Source organism: Streptomyces sp. SID5469, assembly GCF_009862865.1.
Lineage (GTDB): Bacteria > Actinomycetota > Actinomycetes > Streptomycetales > Streptomycetaceae > Streptomyces > Streptomyces avermitilis.
In genome coordinates this window covers 7,003,432-7,022,652 of the sequence record NZ_WWIN01000001.1, presented here as the reverse complement: position 1 = coordinate 7,022,652, position 19,221 = coordinate 7,003,432, and the positions used below count along the sequence as shown (strand labels likewise).

Below are 19,221 nucleotides of genomic sequence, written 5' to 3'. Positions count from 1 at the left end.
GCGCCGCAGAGGCGGCGCGCGCCCGCGCCGTGCGCGGGCCTTGATGAAGTAGGGAAAGTTCTATCCCGCTGGGATGAGGCGCTTGCCGTCGTGGCTCCACACGTGCGGGCCGTTGCCGTCCAAGGCGTCCGGGAGACGGATCGCGAAGACCGCGGAACACCTGGCCGAGTACGCGAGTGCCGGCCGAACCGGGCTCGTCTTCGTCGGTGCCCGTGGTGGTGTCCTGCGGCGCAACAACTTCCGGCGGATCTGGCTCCGAGCGCTCGACGCGACCGGTCTCGGTGACGTCCATTTCCACGATCTCCGGCACACCGGGAACACGCTCGCTGCCACCGGCGGCGCCACCACCCGCGAGCTGATGCACCGCATGGGCCACTCCTCCGTGCGGGCCGCGCTGATCTACCAGCACCTCGTCAACGGCCGTGACCACCAGATCGCCGACTACGTCGACGGTCAGATCAGGAAGGTGAAGCGGCCCCCGCGCGGCCCATCTGGCACGTAAGTGGCACGGCGCCGAAAAGTCGCCGAGAAAGATCAAGGCCCAGGTCCCCGGATTCACACCGGTTGACCTGGGCCTTAGTCGTGTCCTGAGACTGGTGGGCGCGGACGGTTTCGAACCGCCGACATCCGCCTTGTAAGGGCGGCGCTCTACCCCTGAGCTACGCGCCCAGGACGAGTCGACAGCCTACATTGCCCGGGGGCATGCCCTGCAAACCCGTATCGAAACCCGTACCGCCGGAGCGCGGCCGGGATACCGGGAAACGCTGCGGGAAGCACCGCGCGGAACACCCGGGCGGGGACGCCGCGCGAAACCCGGGCGCGGACACCGGGGGTTTTCCCCACCTCGGATCCGGGAGCGGCCCGGATCCCCTCGGAGGCCGCGGGTTCGTACGGTCGTAGCGCACCGGACGGTCCGGTTTTCAGGGGGAGATCTTCATGGCTGGCACAGTGCGCACCCGTCCTGCCCGAGGTACCGCACGTATCCGGCGTACCCGGGCACTCGCCGTCACCGGTGTCGTCGCCGTGCTGGTCGCCACGGCCGCCGCCTGTGGGGCCGACGCGACGGAGGACAAGGATCCGGAGCACCGGTCCTTCGCCCTCCCCGGGCGCACACTCACCGTCGACTCCGACGACTCGGCGCTCGAAGTCGTCTCGGCCGACGTCGACAAGGTCGAGGTCACCCGGTGGTTCCGCGGCAGCGTGATGGTCGGCAGGGATCCCAGGGTGACGTGGACCATGAAGGGCAACCGGCTCGTGCTGCGGATGAAGTGCTCGGGGATGGTCGCGGACTGCGCCGCGAAGCACCGGATCGAGGTGCCGCGCGGGGTCGCCGTCACCGTCGAGGACGGCGACGGGAGCGTGCGCGCGCGGGGCTTCAAGGAGGCGCTCCGCGTCAGTACGTCGGACGGTTCGGTGCGGGTGACCGACTCCACGGGGCCGCTCACGCTGCACACCGCCGACGGTTCGATCAGCGCGGCCGGCGTCGGTTCGCACCGGGTGGAGGCCGACAGCCAGGACGGTTCGATCCACCTCGAACTGGGCGTGGTGCCCGACCTGGTGAAGTCCAGGAGCCAGGACGGCTCGATCAGCATCACGCTGCCGCACGCCGCGTACCGCGTGACAACCGGCAGCGACGACGGAAGCGTGCATGTGTCCGTGCCCAGGGACGAGACCAGCTCCCATGTGGTCGACGCACACACGAAGGATGGAGCGGTCACGGTACGGACGGCAGGTTGAGGCCCCCGGCGAACCGGGCAACCGGATAGCCGGACAACCCGATAGCCGGACAACGGGTCTCGGTCTCGACCGCGAACCGACCGGCCCGTGTGTTCGTCCTCAACCGGTGGGAGAATGACACCGGGTAGGGCGGATGACAGCACGGGAGAGGGATGTGACGGCGACACCTTCACAGCCGTACACGCCGTTTGCGCCACGCGCACACCGACCAGGCGGGCCGCTCGGGCCCGGCGGTCGCTCCCGACGGATCTCGTCCGGCGCCGTCCGCGACGTGCTCACCCTCGTCGCCCTCCCCCTCGTCGCCGCTCTCGCCCTGCCCGCGGCCTTCGCCGGCGGCGGGACCCGGCGGTGGTTCGGCGGGCGGGCCGAGGGGCAGCGGGCCGAGGCCCAGGCCGCGAAGGACGCCGCCGCGGCCGCGTTCTACGAGCTCGACACCGCCCAGCGTGACCTGCGCATCTCGATAGAGACCATCACCGCCGTCGACGACTCCCCCGCCGCGCGCCGCGCGGTCTCCGACTTCGAGACGCTCGGGCGGCGGATCGACGAGGCCAGCCACCAGTACATCGAGGCCGTCGACGCACACGATCTCGACCGGGTCGACCTGGAGGCCGCCACCGCCTCGCGCGCCCGCGCCGAGCTGACCGCCGCTCGCGACGAGCTGGGCCGGGTCAAGCAGGAGCTGGATCGTTTCGAGCAGGGGCTCGGGCCGCTGCTCGGCAAGGCCGAGACCCAGCTGGCCCGGCTCGCCCCGGCCGTCGAACGCGCCCGCCAGGCCCTGCTCGCCGCGAGCAACGCGCTGGACGCCGTACGGGAGTCGGGGCTGAAGGCCGACGACCTCGCCGCCCGTCTCGCCGCCCTCGCCCCGGAGCTGACCAAGCTCAACCAGGGCGCCGGACAGCACGGTGTGCCGGGGACCCTGGAGCGCGCCGAGCGGGTCGCCCGGAACGCGGAGGCGGTACGCGCGGAGGCGGAGCGGCTGCCGGAGCGGGCCGCCGAGATCGACCACCGGCTGGTGTCCCTGCGGACCCGCGCCCAGGCGCTGACCACGCGCGCCGGGCAGGTGGATCCGATGCTGAGCGAGCTGCGGCGCCGGTTCTCGGCCGCGTGCTGGCAGGACCTCCAGCACGTGCCGGAACACACCGCGGAGAACGTACGGCAGGCCGAGCTGAAGCTGAAAGAGGCTCAGGCCGCGCGGGACGCCCAGCGCTGGCCGGACGCGACCTCGCTGCTGTCCACCGTGCGGGCACTGCTGAACAACACGGACGAGGCGGTGTCGGCGGCCGGGGACCGGCTGCGGCGGCTCAACGCCGTCGCGAAGGACCCGCAGCAGGAGATCGACCGTACGCGCTTCGCGATCCGCGACGCGCAGCGGCTGGCCATGGCGGGCCGCAACACGCCCGACCCGCGGCATGCCCGCCCCCTCGACGACTCCGTCGCCCGGCTCGACCGCGCCATCGGCACGCTGGAGGGGCGCCACCCCGACTACTGGCACTTCCTGACCGAGCTGGAGGCGGTGCGGCAGTCGGTCGCGCGGGTGGTGTCCCAGATCCGCGAGGAGCGGGGCACGGGCGGACCGTGAAGGGGGTCCGCGAGGAGGGTCCGTGAAGGGGGCGGCGTGCGTGCGCCCGGTGTTGGCTTCGCGGCCACCGCGGGCGGATCCTGAAGGGGTGCCGTACGGCCTCCGCCCTGCGGTGAGAGGAGGCGGACATGGCCACCCACACCCACGGACTGCGCCGGGGATCACAACGGTCGCGACGGTCGCGACGGACCAGAAGGATCAACCTCGACGAGCATCTGCCGGTCGACCACGGCCTCAGCAAGTTCTACCGGGTCGGCGCGGGGCTGATGGGGCTCGTGCTCCTCGCCTTCGGCGTCCTCGGCCTGATCAACCGGATCGGCTTCTTCAACACCCACGGAGACACGGTCGCGGGCCTGAACACCAACGGCGCACTGAGCGCGCTGTCGATCTGCGTCGGGCTGCTGCTGTTCGTCGGAATGGTGATCGGCGGGAACGTCGCGTCTACGCTCAACATGGTGCTCGGCATCCTGTTCATCCTCAGCGGCTTCGTGAACCTCGCGCTCCTCGACACCGGCTTCAACTTCCTCGCGTTCCACATCCAGAACGTGCTGTTCAGCTTTGTGGTGGGCGTCCTGCTGATGTTCTTCGGGATGTACGGGCGGGTCGGCTCGGCCCTGCCGCACGACAACCCGTACTGGCGGGCCCGCCACCCCGAACAGGTGGAGCGGGAGCAGCGGATGCGGACGTCGTCGGTGGAGTCGCTGCGGCGGGCGCACGACGTGCGGCAGCTGGCGACGCTGCGGGAGGCCGAGGTGCGGCGGCGGGCGAAGGCGTCCGGGGCGCTGCGGCCGCCGGGCGACGCCGGTTAACCTGTGCGCATGCCTCGCTACGAGTACCGCTGCCGGACCTGCGGCGACACGTTCGAACTGAGCCGCCCGATGGCGGAGTCCGCCGCCCCCGCGGCCTGCCCGGCCGGCCACGACGACACGGTGAAACTCCTGTCGACGGTCGCGGTGGGCGGCTCGGCCCCGGCCCCGTCTCCGGCACCGCGGGCGGGCGGAGGCGGTGGCGGTTGCTGCGGCGGGGGCTGCTGCGGGTGAGCGACGGGGGTGGCCTACGGGCGTAGGCAGCGGTCAGCGGTTGGCCAACAGTCGTTGACCAACCGCCGTCGACAAGGACCCGCCCTACCCCTCCCGCACCCCCCGCAAGAACTCCCGCAGAATCCGCTCCCCCGCCAGCACACCCCGCTCCGACAGAGCCGCGACCGCCGGCGCAGCCCACTCCGCGTCGGCCAGTTCGCCGTGCCCCGGCCGCCAGCCGCGGTCCGCGGCCAGCAGCAGGTCGGCGTCCAGCAGGGAGTCCCCGGCCGCGAGCGTGAGTCCGGCGCCGGTGCGGCGGGCGACCTCGCGCATCGCCGCGCTCTTGGTCAGCGGCTTCGGCACGGCGTAGAGCTTGCGGCCCTGGAGGGAGACCGTCCAGCCGCGGTTCTCCGCCCACACCGCGAGTTCCTTCACCCACGCCTCGGGCAGCAGCTCGCGCTCGACGACGAGATAGACGAAGAGGTCCTCGGCGACGCGCTGCTTGCGCAGCCACACCGGGTCGGCGGTCTCGGCCAGGTGGGCCTGCACCTCGTCCAGCGGCGCGCACTCGTCGGCGAGCCGCCCGGTGACCACATCGTGCCAGTCCGGGTCCGGCACGCCGTCGACCAGCAACTGCCCGCCGTTGGTGCAGATCGCGTACTTCGGGACGGGGCCCGGCAGGTTGATCCGCTGGTACTGCTTACGGGTACGGGTCGTGGTCGGCACGAACACCGCCGCGTCGCCGAGCTCGGTGAGCAGCCCGGCCGCGGTCTCGGTCATGTAGGACAGCGGCTTGTTCTCGTGCACCTCGACGCAGAGCAGCCGGGGCGCCCGCGCGTCCGGCATGGTCAGCGCGAGTGCGGCGGCCGAGTAGATCAGCGTGCGGTCGAGGTCGCTGGCGACGAGCACCGTGGGCCGGGCCATCAGACCGTCACCGCCTTGCCGTCGGCACCTGTGGCGCCCCGCGTGTACTTGGGGTGGATCAACCCCACGCAGGTGTACGGGAGTTCGGCGACCTCCTCGACGGGCACCCCGCGCTGCTCGGCGAGCAGCCGGACGTGGTCGAGGTCGGCGCCCGCTCCGGCGCGGGCGAGGATCTTCCAGGGGACGCGGCGCAGCAGTACGCGCGTGGTCTCGCCGACGCCCGGCTTGACGAGGTTCACGTCGTGGATCTCGTACTCCTCGCTGATCCGCTCGACCGCCGCCCAGCCCTCCCAGGTCGGGGCGCGGTCGGCGGAGAGCAGTTCCTTGACGCGGGCGTCGACCGTGTCCTCGGCCTCGGCGAAGCGGGCCGAGACGGCGTCGAGGAAGTCCACGGACACATCGGCACCGGCGAGTTCGCGGTAGAACTTCGCGCCGTGGAAGTCGTGCGGGCCGACCAGGTCGGCGCGCAGCACCGTGCGCGAAATCAGGCCGGAGACGGTCGAGTTGAGGCAGGCGGAGGGGATGAGGAAGTCCTCGCGGGTGCCGTACGTGCGTACGCAGGAGCCCGGGTCGGCGAGGACCGCGATCTCCGGGTCGAAGCCCGAGATGCCGTCGGATTCCTCGAACTCCCGTATGGCGTCGGCGAGTTCGCGGGTGATCGCGCCCTTGCCGGTCCAGCCGTCGACGAAGACGACGTCGGCCGGGTCGTGCCGGTCGGCCAGCCAGCGCAGCGCGTTGGCGTCGATGCCGCGGCCGCGGACGATGGAGACGGCGTAGTGCGGCAGGTCGAGCCCGTGCCGGTGCTGGGCCCAGCGGCGCATCAGGACCCCGACGGGGGTACCGGCGCGGGCGAGAGAGACCAGAACGGGACGGGGCGACCGCTCGGCGAGCACGATCTCCGTGACGGCGCCGACCGCCTCGGCGATACGGGTGGCCGAGTCGTCGAGCGCGGCCTGGAACAGCGCCTGGTACTGCTCGCTCGGCTGGTACTCCACCGGCAGCGACTCCGCGTAGTGGGCGCCGCCGCGCTGGATCGCCTCCTCGCGCTCCTCGGTCGGCGCTTCCAGCGTCACATCCGAGAGGTCCTGGAGCAGCCAGCCGACCTCGTCCGGCGCGTACGAGGAGAAGGCGGGGCCACGGAGAGGCTCGGGGAGCATGGGGGGCCTTTCGGGTCCGTGCGATGGTCCGGGAACGTACGAGGGGACGACGGCCAGCAGCACGCTCGGGGTGTGCGCGGCGAGCTGGGCCAGCAGTCCGTCGGGGGCGTGCAGCGCGGGGGTGTCGGCGGCCGAGTCGACGACGGCGACGACGGCGTCGAAGCCGGCCCCGGCGACGTTGTACGCGTAGCGCTCGCCGGGTCCGTCGTCCGGATGGTCGTGGGCGGGGAAGACGATGCGGCTGCGTATCGCGTAGCCGGGGTCGTCCACCGCGAGCACGGGTGAGCGGGTGGTCGTGGAGTACCGCACCTCGCCGCGGACGGCCTGTTCCAGCTCGTGGGCCAGCCGCAGCGGCGCGTACATCAGTTCCTCGAACCCGAGAACGAGTATGCGGCGGGCCTCGCCGGGTATCGCCTCGGCGAGCCGCGCCGCCATGGCGGGCAGGGCCCTGTCCAGGCGGGCGCGGTGCTCGGGTGTGAAGCCGTGCCGGCCGCCGTCGGGGAGGTCCCGGGGCCAGCCGAGAGCGACCCGGGTGACCGGCCCGAGGTCGCGCGGGGCGGGCTCCGCCGGTACGGCCCTCTCGTGCCGGGCGACCAGCTCCTGCCCCTTCTCCAGCACGCCCTCGGGCAGCTTCACCGTCCCCGAGGCGGCCGTGATCAGGTCCACCCGGGCACCGATCTCGCGCGCGAACTCGTCCAGGCGCCCGAGGTCGGCCGGGGAGCGCATGTCCACGAGGGCGACGACGACGTACCGGCCGCGCGGATAGCGCTCGTGCAGGTCGCGGATGGTGTTGAGGACCGTGTTGCCGGTGGAGAACTCGTCGTCGACCAGGACCAGCGGGCCGTCGCCCGCCAGCAGCGCCGGGTCCTCGGGCAGCAGCAGGTGGGAGGTCGCGTGGGAGTGGGACTCCTCGAAGCCGCCCGCCCGCGCGACGCCGGCGACGGAGCGGCGGGTCGAGTGGAGGTAGGGCGCGAGGCCCACCCCGTCCGCGACCGAATGGCCGAGCCCGGTGGCCGTCTCCGCGTAGCCGAGGACGACCGCCGTACGGGCCTCGTCGGCGCCAAGGAGCTCCCGCACCCGGCGCCCGAGGGCGACGCCGTACCCGTACACCACGGACGGCGACTGCGGTACGTGCTTGCCGAGCACGTTCGAGACGAGCAGATGCGCCCGCTTGGGGTTGCGCCGCAGCGCGAGCCCCAGCAGGTCGCTCAGCTTCTCGTCGCCGACGAGCTCGACACCGAGCCGCTCGGCGACCCACGTCCCGGACCAGACCACGTTGTTCATCGATTCCTTGTCTGTACGGCGCCGCACGGCGCCTGTACGGCATCTCCACGACGTCGGCGCGGCGTCTGTGTGGCGCCCGCACGGCGTATCTGTGGCGTCGGCACGGCGCCCTGTCGGCGTACGGCCGGTTCGGTTCAGTCGGGCAGTCCCGCGGCCAGCAGCTCCACGAAGCCGATGTCCTCGTTGGCCACCCCGAAAACCTCGGCGCGCTGGAGGGTCCGCTCGGCCCAGGCGCGATGCGGCTTCACCTCGTTCATCTTGTTCGTGTACGCGGAGCGCAGCACGCCCCCGCCGCCCCGCTCGGGCCGCAGGATGTCCTGGGCGTCGCTGAACTCCTCGTGGCTGACGACGGAGAGCGCGTGCACGGGCAGCACGTGCGAGGGGTGGATGCAGGTCTTGCCGAGCAGGCCGTTGGCCCGGTCGAGGGCGATCTCCCGCAGCAGGCCGTCCATGTCGTGCTCGATGAGCGTGTCGCGCAGCTGCTCGGCCTCCGGGGTGAAGGGGCTGCGGCGCAGCTGGGGCTTGAACATCCGCTCCTGGAGCCGGAAGTACTCCCAGACCGGGCCGGTCACCGTGAACCCGGTGCCGTCGGCCCGCCCGAGGACATTGACCACGTCGGCGATCACGGAGGCGACGATCTGGACGTCGTACGCGGTCATGTCGGGCGCCCGGCGCAGCCCGTACGAGGAGCAGAAGTCGGTGACGCCCAGGCGCAGCGCGAGGACCCTTTCGCGGAACTTGTCGACCGTGCGGAAGATCCCGGCCAGGGTCTCCCGGCGCGACTCGAGGTGCAGCAGATCGGGCGATTCGAGCACCGGCATGGCGAACAGGCGCCGCCCGCTCGCGGTCTCGGCCGCGGTGAGCGCCTCCAGGAACGGAACGCCCCGCTCCTCGGTGAACTTCGGCAGTACGAATCCGGACAGCACCCGAACGGCCGGGCCGAGCCGCCGCACGAGGTCCGGGATCTGCTCGGGGGTCCTGACCCGGACGAAGAGCAGCGGAAGCGGTACGTCCGAGCGTCCGGCGAGGTCGGTGAACTGCCGGACCAGGTTCTCCTCGGCGTCCACGACGTCCGCGTCGTCGATGGAATCCTCCAGGCACAACACCATGGAGACCACCCCGCGGCCGGCCTGCTTGACGACGTCGTCGGCCAGCTGCGGCCGGGTCGCCGGGCTGTAGAGGGTGGCCCCCAGGGCCGCCGCGAGCACGCGGGCGGGGGAATCGGCGCTGAAGACGGCCGGCTCCCGGTAGAAGAGGCGCTGTCGCTCCTCAGGGGCGATGTGCCCGAAATGACGCATAAAACTCCCCCGTGGCGGCTGGACGGCCCAGACAAGATGTGGCCGGTAATAGTACGTACTGATCCATGTCATGAGTTCCCACCGGGCATGAAGTTCAGGTAACTCGACCGTGTCACTCACGCAACGGTTGCTGCCATTGAAACGCGACCCCCACGTTGTCGTGACCAGGAGCGACAGGGCAGGATGACCGCATGACGCACGCGATGCTGAAGGGGTCGAACATCCCGCTGGACGCTACGGCGGTACGGGCGGTGCTGCGCTGGACCCCGGGACAGGGTGTCCCGGAGGTGGACGCCTCGGCGCTGCTCCTCGGCCCCGACGGACGTGTGCGATCCGACGAGGACTTCGTCTTCTACAACCAGCCCCGTCATCCCTCGGGACAGGTCAGGCTGCTCGGCAAGAAGCGGGAAGCCGAGGCCCTGACCGACACGATCCAGACCGATCTGACGGGTGTCGAGTCCGCTGTCGGACAGATTCTCCTGGTGGCTTCGGCCGACGACGTCACCTTCGACCGCGTCCGGTCGCTGCGCGTCCTGCTGTACGACGCCGCCGCCCCGGACGGCGAACCGCTGGCGTACTTCGACATCAAGCCGCAGACGGGCCAGGAAACCGCGCTGATCTGCGGTGAACTGTACAGGCGCGGCGAGGGCTGGAAGTTCCGGGCGCTCGGCGAGGGCTACCTGAACGGTTTGCAGGGCCTCGCGACCGATTTCGGGATCTCGGTGGACGAGTCGGACCCCACGGCCGGATCCGCACCCTCGGGCCCAAAATCCGCTCCCGCGGCCACGGCCGGAGCGGCCCCCTCCGCCTGGTCCGGGCCGGTGTCCGCGGCACCCGAGGCCTCCGTGCCGCTGCCGCCCGAGCAGCCCGCGCCGATGCCTCAGCAGTCCACGTACGGCTATCCGCCGGAGCCCACGCAGCAGCCGCCCGCGCAGCCGGCGTACGGCTACCCGCAGCCGGCCGCCGCAGCACCCACGACCCAGCCCGCCTACGGCTACCCGCAGCCGCAGACGGCGGCCGCGGTACCGCCCGCGTACGGCTACCCGCAGGCGGTGGGCGCCGCGCCCGACCCGGACTTCCGGCTGCCGCCGCAGGGGCCGCAGTTCATCGGCCGGTGAGCGGGGCGGGCCGGTGAGCGGGGCGGGTCAGCGGTCGGCCGACTTGTAGCCGCGCCCCCACTGGAGTCCCCAGCCGTAGAGGCGGTCGAGTTCGGCCTGGAAGCCGTACACGAACTTCACCTCGCGTCGCACGGTCAGTTCGCTCTTGACGTTCTCGATCAGCACGACCGCGCAGGAGCGGGCCTGCGGATGGCGTTCGTCGAGGCCTATCTCGATGCGTGGGCCGTTGCTCGGGAAGAGTGTGACGATCGCGTGCGTCCGGTCGAACGCCGGCGTCTGGTCGTAGATGTAGACGAAGATCAGCAGCCGTTTGATGTCGTCGCGGTGGTCGAGGTTGACGAAGATCGTCTCGCCCGACCCCGAGCCGAAGCGGTCGTCGCCGCTGAGCTTGATGTACGGCGGGTCGTTGAGTTCGCCGAAGAAGCCGCCCAGTGGCTGCACCACGCCCTTGGTGCCGTCGGCCAGCTCGTACATGCAGCCGAGGTCGAGGTCGACGTTGACCATGCTCTGGGTGTGCGCCTGGACGACCTCGGGGGTGAACAGCCTGAACGGGTGGCGCAGCAGGCTGCCGCGCTCGGGGCCGCCGATGTCGGACGTGCGCATCCGCCAGGACAGGTTGATGCGCAGATTGCCGGTGGCCGCGCCCTGCTTGGTGAGCGAGACCCGCTGGTGGCGCTTTGTCAGCTCGATCGCGTTGGTCGCGGCGCTGCCCGAGTCGAACTCGGTCGAGCGCCCACGCCACAGGTCGTCCCAGAAGCTCATGCCCGCCCCCACATATGAACCAAGAATGCCGCGGGGCGGCCGTGAGGACTCGTCCTCGACAGCCGCCCCGCTCAGAGCGTTCCCTTACCCCGGCCCGGTTCACACCCGCGTGACGGCGCCCTGACGGCGCCCCTGAGGCGAACCGAGCCTTTAGAAGGAGGTGTCACACCCCGGACGAGACCTCAGTCTTGTCCGAGGCCGTCGCTTTTCCCTCGGCTTCCGCAAGGGCCTTGTTGCGGCGCACGGAGGACCAGAAGGACCAGGCGATCAGGATGACGCCGACGAGACCGGTGATGACCTCGTGGATCTCGTACTGGATGGTGACGAGGAGGATCACGGCGAGGGCGCCGATGGCGTAGTGCGCGCCGTGCTCCAGGTAGACGTAGTCGTCGAGGGTGCCCTGGCGGACCAGGTAGACCGTGAGCGACCGGACGTACATGGCGCCGATGCCGAGGCCGAGCGCCATCAGGACGATGTCGTTGGTGATGGCGAAGGCGCCGATCACGCCGTCGAAGGAGAAGGAGGCGTCCAGCACTTCCAGGTAGAGGAACATGAAGAACGCGGCCTGGCCGGCGAGGACGACGGCCGGCTTCTTCTTGCCGGTCCGCGCCGCCTCCTCCTCTTCCTCGTGCTCCCGCTCCTCCTCTTCCTCGAGTTTGTCCTCGAAGTAGCCGGAGAGTCCGCCGACGACCATGTACGTGATCAGGCCGGCGATGCCGGAGATCAGCACCGTCTGCGCCTTGTCGACGTGCGCGCCGCCGTGCTGGTGGGCGTGGACCGCGAACGTCATGGAGGAGACCAGCAGCACGACCAGCGCGATGCAGACCGACAGCATGTCGACCTTGCCGAGCTTGGCGAGCGGGCGCTCGATCCAGCGCAGCCACTGGATGTCGCGCTCCTCGAAGATGAAGTCGAGGAAGATCATCAACAGGAACATGCCACCGAAGGCGGCGATCGCCGGGTGGGCGTCGGTCACCAGCTGCTGGTACTGGTCCTTGTCGGTGAGCGCGAGGTTGACCGCCTCGATCGGGCTCTTCTTGGCGGTCACCGCCACGATCACGACGGGGAACACCAGCCGCATACCGAAGACGGCGATCAGCACACCGACCGTGAGGAAGATCTTCTGCCAGAAGGCACTCATCTTCTTCAGGATTCCGGCGTTGACCACCGCGTTGTCGAAGGACAGCGAGATCTCGAGGATAGACAGGATCGCCACGATGCCGAAGGCGGTCCACCCCCCGTAGATCACCGCTGCGACCAAGCCGAGCGCGGTGACCGCAAACGACCAGCCGAAGGTTTTCAGAAGCACTGGCTACCCAATCGTGTATGTACGGGTCTCCCCCGCGCCGTACTCGGCTTTACCTAACGTTGACCGAAGTCTAGAGGGCTGCCCCTTCGGCGGACACAGGCGGGCCTAGGAGACGCTGACCCCGAAGTCTTGAACGATGCCCCGCAGTCCGGATGCGTACCCCTGTCCCACCGCGCGGAACTTCCATTCGCCTCCGTATCGGTAGACCTCGCCGAAGATCATTGCGGTCTCCGTCGAGGCGTCCTCGCTCAGGTCGTAGCGGGCCAGCTCCTGGCCGTCGGCCTGGTTGACCACGCGGATGAACGCGTTGCTGACCTGTCCGAAGGTCTGTCCGCGGTTGTCCGCCTCGTGGATCGAGACAGGGAAGACGATCTTGTCGACCTGGGCCGGCACCGTGGAGAGGTCGACCAGGATCGACTCGTCGTCGCCCTCGCCCTCACCCGTGAGGTTGTCGCCGGTGTGCTCCACCGAGCCGTCCGGGCTCTTGAGCTGGTTGTAGAAGACGAACCACTCGTCGCCCAGCACCCGGCCCTCACGGCACAGCAGCGCGCTGGCGTCGAGGTCGAAGGGGGCTCCGGTGGTGGAGCGCGCGTCCCAGCCGAGGCCGATCATCACCTGCGTGAGGTTCGGCGCGGCCTTGGACAGGGAGACATTGCCTCCCTTGGCGAGCGTGACGCCCATGATGCTGGTCCTCCCCAAGGTCGTACGTGCAGTGGTCAAGCGCGTCCGGCGCCGCACTCACGAGGGTGCGGCGCCGGACGGAGGAGCCGAAGACCGCCCGGCTCGGATGGTGACGTCAGGCGTCGACGTCAGACGTTGACGCCGAAGTCCTGGGCGATGCCGCGCAGGCCCGAGGCGTACCCCTGGCCGATGGCGCGGAACTTCCACTCCGGGCCGTTGCGGTACAGCTCGCCGAAGACCATGGCGGTCTCCGTCGAGGCGTCCTCGCTCAGGTCGTAGCGGGCGATTTCCGCGCCACCTGCCTGGTTCACCACGCGGATGAACGCGTTGCGCACCTGGCCGAAGGACTGCTGGCGGTTCTCGGCGTCATAGATCGACACCGGGAAGACGATCTTGTCGACGTCGGCCGGGACCGTCGCGAGGTCGACCTTGATCTGCTCGTCGTCGCCCTCGCCCTCACCGGTGATGTTGTCGCCGGTGTGCTCGACCGAGCCGTCGGGGCTCTTGAGGTTGTTGAAGAACACGAAGTTCTGGTCGTTGGCGACCTTGCCCTCCACGTTCGTCAGCAGCGCGCTGGCGTCGAGGTCGAAGTCGGTACCCGTGGTGGTACGGACGTCCCATCCCAGGCCCACGATGACCGCGGTCAGGCCGGGCGCCTCCTTGGTCAGCGATACGTTGCCGCCCTTGCTGAGGCTGACTCCCACTAGTCCTCCCAATGGTGTCCAGGGGCGGGGAGCCCCGTATGCGTTGGTATCGGATCAACGAATCGATCCTAGTGACGGGTTCCCGGGCCACGCAGGCCCTGGAACCGATGAATCACAGGGTGTCGAGCGCCTTCACGTACTCGTTGAGGTCGCGCGCGTCCGGCAGACCGTTGACGACGGTCCAGCGCACGACGCCCTCCTTGTCGATGATGAAGGTGCCGCGCACGGCGCACCCCTTGTCCTCGTCGAAGACGCCGTAGGCGCGCGAGGTGTTGCCGTGCGGCCAGAAGTCGGACAGCAGCGGGTACTCGAGGCCCTCCTGCTCGGCGAAGACGCGCAGGGTGTGGATGGAGTCGTTGGACACCGCGAGCAGCTGCACGTCGTCGTTGACGAACTTCGGCAGTTCGTCGCGCAGCGCGCACAGCTCGCCGGTGCACACGCCGGTGAAGGCGAACGGGTAGAAGAGCAGCACCACGTTCTTCTCACCACGGAAGTCGGACAGCCGCACGGTGGCGCCGTGGTTGTCCTTGAGCTCGAAGTCAGGGGCCTTGTCGCCGACCTGGATCGCCATTTTTTCCTGCGTCCCTTCGTGAGGCTGTTCGGGTGAGACCACCCTACGCAGCAAGCACGGCACACAGACGGACGGATGACACCCGGACGGGCGGACGGGACGAGGCCGTTCAGGCCGAACGGGGGCCTGGGGGCATTGCCCCCAGGCCCCCGGTTACGAGATACCCAGTGCTCCTAGCGGAGCGTCACCGCTTCGACTTGGCCGCCTTGGGCGTCGCCAGCCGGCTGCCGCTCCAGTCCTTGCCCACACTGACGCTCTTCGTCTGGGACAGGCCCGCAGTCGTCGCGGCTTCAGAGATGTCGCTCGGCTCGACGTAGCCGTCACGGCCCGTCTTCGGCGTCAGCAGCAGAATGGTGCCGCCCTCTTCGACGTACGTGGTGGCGTCCACCAGGGCGTCGGTCAGGTCGCCGTCCTCGTCGCGGAACCACAGCACCACGGCATCTGCGACGTCGTCGTACTCCTCGTCCACGAGCTCGCTGCCGATGACTTCTTCAATGGCCTCGCGGAGCTCCTGGTCGACGTCGTCGTCGAAGCCGATCTCCTGGACCACCTGCTCGGGCTGGAACCCCAGCCTTGCGGCAGGGTTCGTCCGCTCCTCCGCGTGGTCCGCGGTCGCGCTCACGGGTTGCCTCCTGATCATGTCTTGGTAGATGTCTTCAGCCACGCGCGTACGCGAGGCATTGGCCGTAGTCCACACGGGCGGGGCGGATCGCGCAAGTACCCGGCCGTCCAGACCGCCGAAACGGTGACGATCCTGGCGGTGTCGGCGCAACTCCAGGCATGAAATCACGGCCGGTGGTGACGCACACCACACCTTTCTGCCCCATTTGTGGATTCTGGAACCATTGACGCTTGCGAGAGTCGAATGACTTTACGGGAGGCGCCATGGACTGAGCGTATCGTTGCAATTTGGTCGGCCCCGACCCGCCGGTCTGTACGGACGTCTCGATTACCCCTCGGTAGAGATGACGATCGGGTTCCCGAGGTACACGATGGGGAACGGTGCAGGCCCATGGAAAACCGGCCTGAAGACAGCCCTCTGACAGTGAAGGAACAGCGTGGCTTCCGGATCCGATCGCAACCCGATCATCATTGGCGGCCTTCCGAGTCAGGTTCCTGACTTCGATCCCGAAGAGACCCAGGAGTGGCTCGACTCCCTCGACGCCGCCGTCGACGAGCGGGGCCGGGAGCGGGCCCGCTATCTGATGCTGCGCCTGATCGAGCGAGCCCGCGAGAAGCGCGTGGCCGTGCCCGAGATGCGCAGCACGGACTACGTCAACACCATCGCCACCAAGGACGAGCCGTTCTTCCCCGGCAACGAGGAGATCGAGCGCAGGATCCTGAACGCGACCCGCTGGAACGCCGCGGTCATGGTCTCGCGCGCCCAGCGGCCGGGCATCGGGGTCGGCGGCCACATCGCCACCTTCGCCTCCTCCGCCTCGCTCTACGACGTGGGCTTCAACCACTTCTTCCGCGGCAAGGACGAGGGCGACGGCGGCGACCAGATCTTCTTCCAGGGCCATGCCTCGCCGGGCATCTACGCCCGCGCGTTCCTCCTGGACCGGCTGGACGAGCGGCAGCTCGACGCCTTCCGGCAGGAGAAGTCGAAGGCGCCGTACGGGCTGTCCTCGTACCCGCACCCGCGGCTGATGCCGGACTTCTGGGAGTTCCCGACCGTCTCCATGGGCCTCGGCCCGCTCGGCGCGATCTTCCAGGCGCGGATGAACCGCTACATGGAGGCGCGCGGCATCGCGGACACCTCCAAGTCGCACGTCTGGGCGTTCCTCGGTGACGGCGAGATGGACGAGCCGGAGTCGCTCGGCCAGCTGTCGATCGCGGCGCGCGAGGGCCTCGACAACCTGACCTTCGTCGTCAACTGCAACCTCCAGCGCCTCGACGGCCCGGTGCGCGGCAACGGCAAGATCATCCAGGAGCTGGAGTCGCAGTTCCGGGGCGCCGGCTGGAACGTGATCAAGCTGGTCTGGGACCGCACCTGGGACCCGCTGCTCGCCCAGGACCGCGACGGCGTGCTGGTCAACCGGCTGAACACCACGCCGGACGGCCAGTTCCAGACGTACGCCACCGAGACCGGCGACTACATCCGTCGGCACTTCTTCGGTGACGACCACCGGCTGCGGGCGATGGTCGAGCACATGACCGACGACCAGATCCTGCACCTGGGGCGCGGCGGTCACGACCACAAGAAGATCTTCGCGGCGTTCTCGGCGGCCAAGGCGCACAAGGGCCAGCCGACGGTGATCCTGGCGCAGACGGTCAAGGGCTGGACCCTCGGCCCGAACTTCGAGGGCCGCAACGCCACGCACCAGATGAAGAAGCTGACGGTCGCCGACCTCAAGGGCTTCCGCGACCGCCTGCACCTGCCGATCTCCGACAAGCAGCTGGAGTCCGGCCCGCCGCCGTACTACCACCCGGGCCGCGACTCGGAGGAGCTCCAGTACATGCACGACCGCCGCAAGGGGCTCGGCGGGTACGTCCCGACGCGCGTCGTGCGGTCGCAGCCGCTGGCCCTGCCGGACGACAAGACGTACGCGGGTGTGAAGAAGGGCTCCGGTCAGCAGTCGATCGCCACGACCATGGCGTTCGTACGGCTGCTCAAGGACCTCATGCGGGACAAGGAGATCGGCAAGCGGTTCGTGCTGATCGCGCCCGATGAGTACCGCACCTTCGGCATGGACTCGTTCTTCCCGAGCGCGAAGATCTACAACCCGCTCGGCCAGCAGTACGAGGCCGTGGACCGCGACCTGCTGCTCGCGTACAAGGAGTCGCCGACCGGCCAGATGCTGCACGACGGCATCTCGGAGGCGGGCTGTACGGCCTCGCTGATCGCCGCGGGTTCGGCGTACGCGACGCACGGCGAACCGCTGATCCCGGTGTACGTCTTCTACTCGATGTTCGGTTTCCAGCGCACCGGCGACCAGTTCTGGCAGATGGCCGACCAGATGGCGCGCGGTTTCGTGCTGGGCGCGACCGCCGGGCGCACGACCCTGACCGGTGAGGGTCTCCAGCACGCGGACGGCCACTCCCAGCTGCTCGCCTCGACCAACCCGGGCTGCGTCGCGTACGACCCCGCGTTCGGCTTCGAGATCGCGCACATCGTGCAGGACGGCCTGCGCCGGATGTACGGCTCGTCCGAGGAGTACCCGCACGGCGAGGACGTCTTCTACTACCTCACCGTCTACAACGAGCCGATCCAGCACCCCGCCGAGCCGGAGAACGTGGACGTCGAGGGCATCCTCAAGGGCATCCACCGCTTCAGCGAAGGCACGGCGGGCTCGATCCCGGCGCAGATCATCGCGTCCGGCGTCGCCGTCCCGTGGGCCGTCGAGGCGCAGCGGATCCTCGCCGAGGAGTGGAACGTCAAGGCGGACGTCTGGTCGGCGACCTCCTGGAACGAGCTGCGGCGCGAGGCCGTCGAGGTGGAGCGGCACAATCTGCTGCACCCCGAGGAGGAGCAGCGCGTCCCCTACGTGACGCAGAAGCTGAGCGCCGCCGAGGGTCCGTTCGTGGCGGTGTCCGACTGGATGCGGTCGGTGCCCGACCAGATCTCGCGGTGGGTGCCGGGGACGTACCAGTCCCTGGGCGCGGACGGCTTCGGCTTCGCGGACACCCGTGGGGCGGCACGGCGCTTCTTCCACATCGACGCGCAGTCGATCGTGGTCGGGGTGCTGACCGAGCTGGCGCGCGAGGGCAAGGTCGACCGGTCGGTGCTGAAGCAGGCGATCGACCGCTACCAGCTGCTCGACGTGGCGGCGGCCGACCCGGGCGCGGCGGGCGGCGACGCGTAGACGCTCCGCGCCGGGACCGGTGGATGTCCGCGGGTCGCGGGGGGGCTGGGCAGCCGGCTCCCCGCGACCCTTGCGGGGAGCCCTGGGCACCTACGATGCGGGCATGAAGGAACAATCGGCGCAGGCCCGCTGGGAGCAGCACACCCAGCGGCCCCTGCTGGCGCTCGCGGTGGCGTTCGCCGTCGCGTATGCCGTGCCGATCGTGGACAGCGACGCGAGCCGTTCGCTGACCGGCGTGTGCACGGCGGTGGAGTGGGTGGTGTGGGGCTCTTTCGCCGCCGACTACCTCGTACGGCTGGCGATCACCGCGGAGCGCCGGGAGTTCGTCCGTACGCACTGGCTCGACCTGTGCGCGGTGGTGCTGCCGATCCTCCAGCCGCTGCGGCTGCTGCGGCTCGTCTCCACGCTGATGCTGCTGGGGCGGCGGGCGCGGATGGCCTCGCAGATCCGGCTGACGACGTATGTCGCGGGCTCGGTGATCGGGCTGCTGATGTTCGGCTCGCTCGCGGTGCTCTCGGTGGAGCGGGATTCGCCGAACGGGAACATCCGCACGCTGGGCGACGCGGTGTGGTGGTCGTTCACGACGATGACGACCGTCGGGTACGGAGATCATGCTCCGACGACCGGTCTGGGGCGCATGATCGCGGTCGGGCTGATGCTCTCCGGCATCGCCCTGCTCGGTGTCGTCACCGCCAATATCGCCACGTGGTTCATCTCTCGGTTCGAGAAGGACGACGTGGAGGAGCGGCGGCAGACGGCGGCGATCGAGGCGCTGACGGAGGAGGTGCGGGCCCTTCGGGCGGAGGTGGCGGCACTCAGCGGGGCGGCCGAGAAGCAGCCGCGTTAGCCGGTGCCGCCCGCGGGGTGGGTGATGCGCTCGCCTCCGCCGACGGGTCCGGAACGGGACCGGAGCAGGGCCCTGGAGCAGGGTCCCGGAGTAGGGCCTTGGAGCAGGGCCTAGAGAAGTCCGTTGCCCGGACTGGCCATCCCGATCAGCCAGATGACCGCCAGCAGCGTGTCTATCGCGCCCAGGACCAACGCGATCAGTGCCGGGAGTGGGCGGGCTCCCGCCCAGCTTCGGCCCATGCCGAGCCAGCCGCAGACGATCGCCACCGGGCCGAGGATGATCCCCAGCACGAAGAACCCGGCGATCGCGCAGACGAGGCCCACGATTCCGAGGGTTGCGCGATCCGGCCCGGTCCGCGACCACGTCCGGCCGCGTGAACGGGGGTACCTGCGCGTTCCGTGTCCGAAGCCCGCCATCATCAACTC

18 protein-coding genes, 1 tRNA gene and 1 pseudogene are annotated in these 19,221 nt (G+C 69.9%); 8 read left to right on the top strand and 12 right to left on the bottom strand.

Translation table 11 applies throughout. From position 1 onward, the window contains the following. Nucleotides 1-60: 60 nt before the first annotated feature. Nucleotides 61-168, bottom strand: a pseudogene (locus tag GTY58_RS40985) (NUDIX hydrolase); the annotation flags it as partial. Here GTY58_RS40985 and GTY58_RS30330 point away from each other — a divergent pair. Beyond that, nucleotides 140-502, top strand: a complete 363-nt coding sequence (locus GTY58_RS30330) for a tyrosine-type recombinase/integrase (RefSeq protein ID WP_306292879.1) — start codon at nt 140-142, stop codon at nt 500-502. The pseudogene GTY58_RS40985 and the gene GTY58_RS30330 overlap by 29 nt on opposite strands. 92 nt (nt 503-594) lie before the next feature. On the opposite strand, the gene GTY58_RS30325 is transcribed toward GTY58_RS30330, so the two are convergent. After that, nucleotides 595-669 (bottom strand) — tRNA-Val (locus GTY58_RS30325). A gap of 267 nt (nt 670-936) precedes the next feature. Here GTY58_RS30325 and GTY58_RS30320 point away from each other — a divergent pair. The 4 genes from GTY58_RS30320 (at nt 937) to GTY58_RS30305 (ending at nt 4,356) form a co-directional block, all read left to right on the top strand. Next, a complete protein-coding gene (locus tag GTY58_RS30320; protein WP_010987216.1) occupies nt 937-1,737 on the top strand; it encodes a DUF4097 family beta strand repeat-containing protein in 801 nt (266 codons plus the stop codon). 154 nt (nt 1,738-1,891) lie between these two features. Beyond that, the gene (locus tag GTY58_RS30315; RefSeq protein ID WP_010987215.1) at nt 1,892-3,316 is read left to right on the top strand and encodes a hypothetical protein; all 1,425 of its coding nucleotides are present in this window, start codon (nt 1,892-1,894) and stop codon (nt 3,314-3,316) included. Between the two features lie 128 nt (nt 3,317-3,444). Continuing rightward, entirely contained in the window at nt 3,445-4,125 is a 681-nt protein-coding gene (locus tag GTY58_RS30310; protein ID WP_010987214.1) for a DUF4383 domain-containing protein, read from the top strand. 9 nt (nt 4,126-4,134) lie between these two features. Further along, nucleotides 4,135-4,356 carry a zinc ribbon domain-containing protein gene (locus GTY58_RS30305; RefSeq protein ID WP_037645546.1) on the top strand — a complete coding sequence of 74 codons (222 nt, stop codon included), beginning with the start codon at nt 4,135-4,137 and terminating at the stop codon, nt 4,354-4,356. A gap of 84 nt (nt 4,357-4,440) precedes the next feature. On the opposite strand, the gene GTY58_RS30300 is transcribed toward GTY58_RS30305, so the two are convergent. From GTY58_RS30300 to GTY58_RS30290, 3 genes are all read right to left on the bottom strand, one after another. Beyond that, on the bottom strand, nt 4,441-5,259 hold the full coding sequence (locus tag GTY58_RS30300; RefSeq protein ID WP_010987212.1) for a hypothetical protein: 819 nt from the start codon (nt 5,257-5,259) through the stop codon (nt 4,441-4,443). Further along, nucleotides 5,259-7,700: a phosphoribosyltransferase gene (locus GTY58_RS30295; RefSeq protein ID WP_037645545.1), complete on the bottom strand. Its 2,442-nt coding sequence runs from the start codon at nt 7,698-7,700 to the stop codon at nt 5,259-5,261. The genes GTY58_RS30300 and GTY58_RS30295 overlap by 1 nt, the downstream gene beginning before the upstream one ends. A gap of 134 nt (nt 7,701-7,834) precedes the next feature. Further along, nucleotides 7,835-8,998 carry an HpcH/HpaI aldolase/citrate lyase family protein gene (locus tag GTY58_RS30290; protein WP_010987210.1) on the bottom strand — a complete coding sequence of 388 codons (1,164 nt, stop codon included), beginning with the start codon at nt 8,996-8,998 and terminating at the stop codon, nt 7,835-7,837. Between the two features lie 191 nt (nt 8,999-9,189). On the opposite strand from GTY58_RS30290, the gene GTY58_RS30285 reads away from it, so the two are divergent. Beyond that, nucleotides 9,190-10,116, top strand: coding sequence for a TerD family protein (locus tag GTY58_RS30285; RefSeq protein WP_010987209.1), 927 nt, complete (start codon nt 9,190-9,192; stop codon nt 10,114-10,116). Between the two features lie 27 nt (nt 10,117-10,143). Here the strand turns inward: GTY58_RS30285 and GTY58_RS30280 are convergent, their stop codons facing one another. From GTY58_RS30280 to GTY58_RS30255, 6 genes are all read right to left on the bottom strand, one after another. Beyond that, complete coding sequence (locus tag GTY58_RS30280) at nt 10,144-10,878, bottom strand: hypothetical protein (protein ID WP_010987208.1); 735 nt, start codon at nt 10,876-10,878, stop codon at nt 10,144-10,146. Nucleotides 10,879-11,041: 163 nt separating this feature from the next. Beyond that, nucleotides 11,042-12,187 (bottom strand): DUF475 domain-containing protein, encoded by a 1,146-nt coding sequence (locus GTY58_RS30275; RefSeq protein WP_010987207.1) that lies wholly within the window; start codon nt 12,185-12,187, stop codon nt 11,042-11,044. Between the two features lie 105 nt (nt 12,188-12,292). Beyond that, a complete protein-coding gene (locus tag GTY58_RS30270) occupies nt 12,293-12,868 on the bottom strand; it encodes a TerD family protein (protein ID WP_010987206.1) in 576 nt (191 codons plus the stop codon). A 128-nt stretch (nt 12,869-12,996) separates the two neighbouring features. Continuing rightward, nucleotides 12,997-13,572 (bottom strand): TerD family protein, encoded by a 576-nt coding sequence (locus GTY58_RS30265; protein WP_010987205.1) that lies wholly within the window; start codon nt 13,570-13,572, stop codon nt 12,997-12,999. A 112-nt stretch (nt 13,573-13,684) separates the two neighbouring features. Beyond that, nucleotides 13,685-14,143 (bottom strand): peroxiredoxin, encoded by a 459-nt coding sequence (locus GTY58_RS30260; RefSeq protein ID WP_010987204.1) that lies wholly within the window; start codon nt 14,141-14,143, stop codon nt 13,685-13,687. A 184-nt stretch (nt 14,144-14,327) separates the two neighbouring features. Further along, complete coding sequence (locus GTY58_RS30255) at nt 14,328-14,765, bottom strand: DUF3052 domain-containing protein (protein WP_037645542.1); 438 nt, start codon at nt 14,763-14,765, stop codon at nt 14,328-14,330. Between the two features lie 436 nt (nt 14,766-15,201). Between GTY58_RS30255 and aceE the strand changes: the two genes are divergently transcribed. Next, nucleotides 15,202-17,949 carry a pyruvate dehydrogenase (acetyl-transferring), homodimeric type gene (gene aceE / locus GTY58_RS30250; protein ID WP_010987202.1) on the top strand — a complete coding sequence of 916 codons (2,748 nt, stop codon included), beginning with the start codon at nt 15,202-15,204 and terminating at the stop codon, nt 17,947-17,949. A 103-nt stretch (nt 17,950-18,052) separates the two neighbouring features. Continuing rightward, nucleotides 18,053-18,796: a potassium channel family protein gene (locus tag GTY58_RS30245; protein ID WP_037645539.1), complete on the top strand. Its 744-nt coding sequence runs from the start codon at nt 18,053-18,055 to the stop codon at nt 18,794-18,796. Between the two features lie 110 nt (nt 18,797-18,906). Here the strand turns inward: GTY58_RS30245 and GTY58_RS30240 are convergent, their stop codons facing one another. Beyond that, nucleotides 18,907-19,215, bottom strand: a complete 309-nt coding sequence (locus GTY58_RS30240; RefSeq protein WP_037645534.1) for a hypothetical protein — start codon at nt 19,213-19,215, stop codon at nt 18,907-18,909. Nucleotides 19,216-19,221 lie beyond the last annotated feature (6 nt).